At 64.8% G+C, this 3,345-nt stretch carries 2 protein-coding genes; both read right to left on the bottom strand.

The features are described 5' to 3' along the window. On the bottom strand, positions 1 to 1,545 hold the full coding sequence (locus RFN28_RS34240; RefSeq protein ID WP_320291539.1) for an HlyD family type I secretion periplasmic adaptor subunit: 1,545 nt from the start codon (positions 1,543 to 1,545) through the stop codon (positions 1 to 3). Further along, positions 1,542 to 3,345: type I secretion system permease/ATPase (locus RFN28_RS34235; RefSeq protein WP_320291538.1), on the bottom strand; the 1,804-nt coding region annotated here is incomplete at its 5' end. The genes RFN28_RS34235 and RFN28_RS34240, both read right to left, overlap by 4 nt.

The raw sequence follows: 3,345 nt of genomic DNA, 5'->3' as shown, positions 1-3,345 counted from the left end.
TCATCTCTCCCTGAAAGCCTCCGAGCCCACCTTGGCGAGCGGCGAAAGCAGGTAATCGATCACGCGGCGGCTGTCGGTTTTGATTTCCACGGTCACCGTCATGCCCGAAGTCAGAGGGATCATCTGCCCGTTTATGTTCATTGCCTGTTCCTCGAGCGCGATCGTGACCGGGAAGACGAAGCTTTGGGGCTGCCCGGCCTGGCTGGCAGGCGCGGCGGCCGTATTGGCAGCGGCGGCGGCGTTTGCGAGTCCACGCTTGGCTTCCTGCTCCTCGACCGCTTCGGGTGCTACGCGGGTGACTGTGCCGTGCAACACGCCAAAACGGGTGAAGGGGAAGGCGTCGACCTTGATCGCCGCGCTCTGGCCGGGCTTGACAAAACCGATGTCCAGGTTGGCGACGAGCGCCTCGACCTGCAGCGCGCCTTTTGTCGGCGCCACGACCAGGAGCTGCTGCCCGGTGGTCACGACTTGGCCGACCGTGGTCACGGCGATCTGTTGGGCAATGCCGTCGGTCGGCGAATAGAGCCTGGTTCGCGCCAGGCGAGCGTCCGCCTTGACGACCGCCTGTTCGGCTTCGTCCGCCTTGCGCTCGGCGTCGGCGAGCTTGTTCTCGTTGTCGGCTACGAATTGCGAAAGCGTCATGATTTTCTGGCTCGCAAGCTGTTTCAGGGCGGCATCGGTCTCGATCAGTTCCCCTTGGTCCGAGGCCAGCGACGATTGCGATCTCTCCAGTTGCTGCTTGGAGTCGTAGAGATTGACCTTGCTGCCGACTGCGCGGTCGAGCGCCTCCTGGCGGGTGCTGACGAGCTGGGTAAGCGTTTCGATTACCTTGTTCTGGTAGCCTATGCTCATATCGAGGCGCTGGTGCGTCGCCTCCTTCTGCAAGATCTGCTTGTCGAGGCTCTGCAAGGCGCCGAGGAGTTGGTCGAGGTCGGCGGTCAGCACTGAAGCCTCGCGCAAGCGCATGGCCTCCGACAGCTCGACACCCCAGACGATTCGCGGCTCGGGGTCAGCGGCGGCTTGCGCCAGCTGCGCGACAATCAGCTCGCTTGCATTCGTGTCGCCCGATTTCGCCGGGCCGTTGAGCACGGCGCGCGCCGTCGCGATGGCGAAGTGCCTGCGCGCGATTTCGGCGAGGTTGGCATTCAGCGCGTCGCGCTGCGCATTCTCCTCCGCCGCCGGCTCCGCGGGATCCAGCTCCAAGAGCAGGTCTCCCGCCTTCACACGTTGCCCGTTCTCGACATGTATTGCGACGACCTTGCCGGGATCGAACGGCTGTATCACCTTGGCGTGCCCGGCCGTGTCGATCTTGCCGGGCGCTACCGCGTGTACGTCGAGCCGCCCGTAGAACGACCAGGCGAGTGCGGCCGCGAAGAAGGCGCAAATCGTCAGCATCGTGACGACGGACAGCGGCGGCGCCGGCGTTTCAAGGATTTCGATCGCCGCCGGCAGGAATTCGCGATCGCGACCGGAGATGACCGTTGCCGGTCGGTTGGCAGGCTGCGGAGACGCCGGAGGGAGCGGCGGCAAGGTTCTTTCGTTCATAACCAGGCCCTCGCCTGATCCGATTGCAGTGCCCAGAGGCGGGAGTAGAGGCCGCCTCTGCGCAAAAGGAGCTCTTCGTGGCTTCCGATCTCGACGATTTCGCCCCTTTCCATTCCGACGATGCGGGTGCACGGGCGCACCGCCGCCAGGCGATGGGCAATGATCAGCACCGTGCGGCCGCGCACGATCGCGCGCATATTCTCCTGGACGATGCGCTCGCTCTCGTAGTCGAGCGCCGAGGTCGCTTCGTCGAAGATGAGGATGCGCGGATTGGTGGCGAGCGCACGGGCGATGGCGATGCGTTGGCGCTGCCCCCCGGAGAGATTGGCGCCGCGTTCCTCAATGATCGTGTCATAGCCCTGCGGCATCTGCGCGATGAACTCGTCGGCGCCGGCCAGCCTGGCCGCCTGGATCACCCAGGCCCGCGGCACGGCGGGGTCGCCGAGCGCGATGTTTTCGTGGATTGACCGGTTGAACAGGATGTTCTCCTGCAACACGACACCGATCTGGCGGCGAAGCCACCCCGGATCGAGCTGGGCAATGTCGACGCCGTCGAGCATCACCTGGCCCGCCTGTGGCGAATAGAGCCGCTGTACCACCTTGACCAGCGTCGACTTGCCTGAGCCGGACGCACCGACGAAGCCGATGACTTCGCCCGGGGCGATCGACAGCGTGACGTTGCGTAGGGCTTCGGCTGCGTCGGGCCGATAGCGCAGCGACACGCCGCGCAGTTCGATCGCGCCCCTCGGCGGCGGCAGCGTCAGCAGGTTCTGGGGCACGGGTTCTGGCGGCGTGTTCAGGATGTCGCCGAGCCGCGCCACCGAAACCTGCACCTGCTGGAAGTCTTGCCAGAGCTGCGAGAGGCGAAGGATCGGCGCCACGACCTGGGAGGCGATCATGTTGAACGCGATCAGCTCGCCGACCGTCATCTGGCCGTTGATCACCGCCTGCGCACCGAAGAGCAGGATCAGCGCCGTCGTCACCTTGCTTACATATTGGATGAGGTTCTGGCCGAGCGAGCCGGTGACACCGGCATCGAACGAGGTGCGGACGTAGGACGCGAGCCGCTCCTCCCACTGCGCCTGCATCATCGGCTCGACGCTCGCCGCCTTCAGGGTCGGCGCTCCGACGATCGACTCGACGAGGAACTGCTGCGAGCGCGCGCCGCGGTTGAACTTTTCATTGATCTGCTCGCGAAGAACCGGTCGGATCAGCACCGCAATCAGGAGATAGACAGGCACGGTGCCGAGCACGACCAGCGTCAGTGTTGGCGAATAGATGAACATCACGACGAAGAAGACTAGCGTGAAGACGAGGTCGAGCAGCGAGGTCAGCCCTTGTCCGGTCAGGAAGTTGCGGATCGTCTCGAGCTCGCGCACACGCGCCACCGTCTGGCCGGTCGCGCGCGTCTCGAAATAGGCGAGCGGCAGGCGGAAGAGGTGATGGAACAGTCGCCGGCCGAGCTCGACGTCCATTCGGTTGGTGGTGTGGCTCAGCGTATAGGCGCGCAGGAATTGCAGCACTGACTCGAACAGGCCCAACGTCACCAGGCCGACGATCAGCACGGTGAGCGTGGACACCCCCTTGTGCACCAGCACCTTGTCGACGATGAGCTGGAAGAACACCGGCGTGATAAGCCCGAACAGCTGCACGAAGAGCGACGCGATCGCGACCTGGGCGAGAGGCCGCCGGTAACGCAGGATCGAAGGTAGGAACCAGCGGAATCCGAAAGTTCTGGGGTTTGTGCCTGCCCCGCCCAGACGGCGCGTGACCAGCACGACCTCGCCCGAGGAAAGCGCC

This window comes from Mesorhizobium album (genome assembly GCF_033977205.1).
Classification (GTDB): domain Bacteria; phylum Pseudomonadota; class Alphaproteobacteria; order Rhizobiales; family Rhizobiaceae; genus Mesorhizobium; species Mesorhizobium album.
This window is presented reverse-complemented; position numbering and strand designations above follow the sequence as displayed.

Bases quoted from the DNA above. Each gene is read 5' to 3' on its own strand.
- RFN28_RS34240 (WP_320291539.1), bottom strand. From the start codon at position 1,545: ATGAACGAAAGAACCTTGCCGCCGCTCCCTCCGGCGTCTCCGCAGCCT.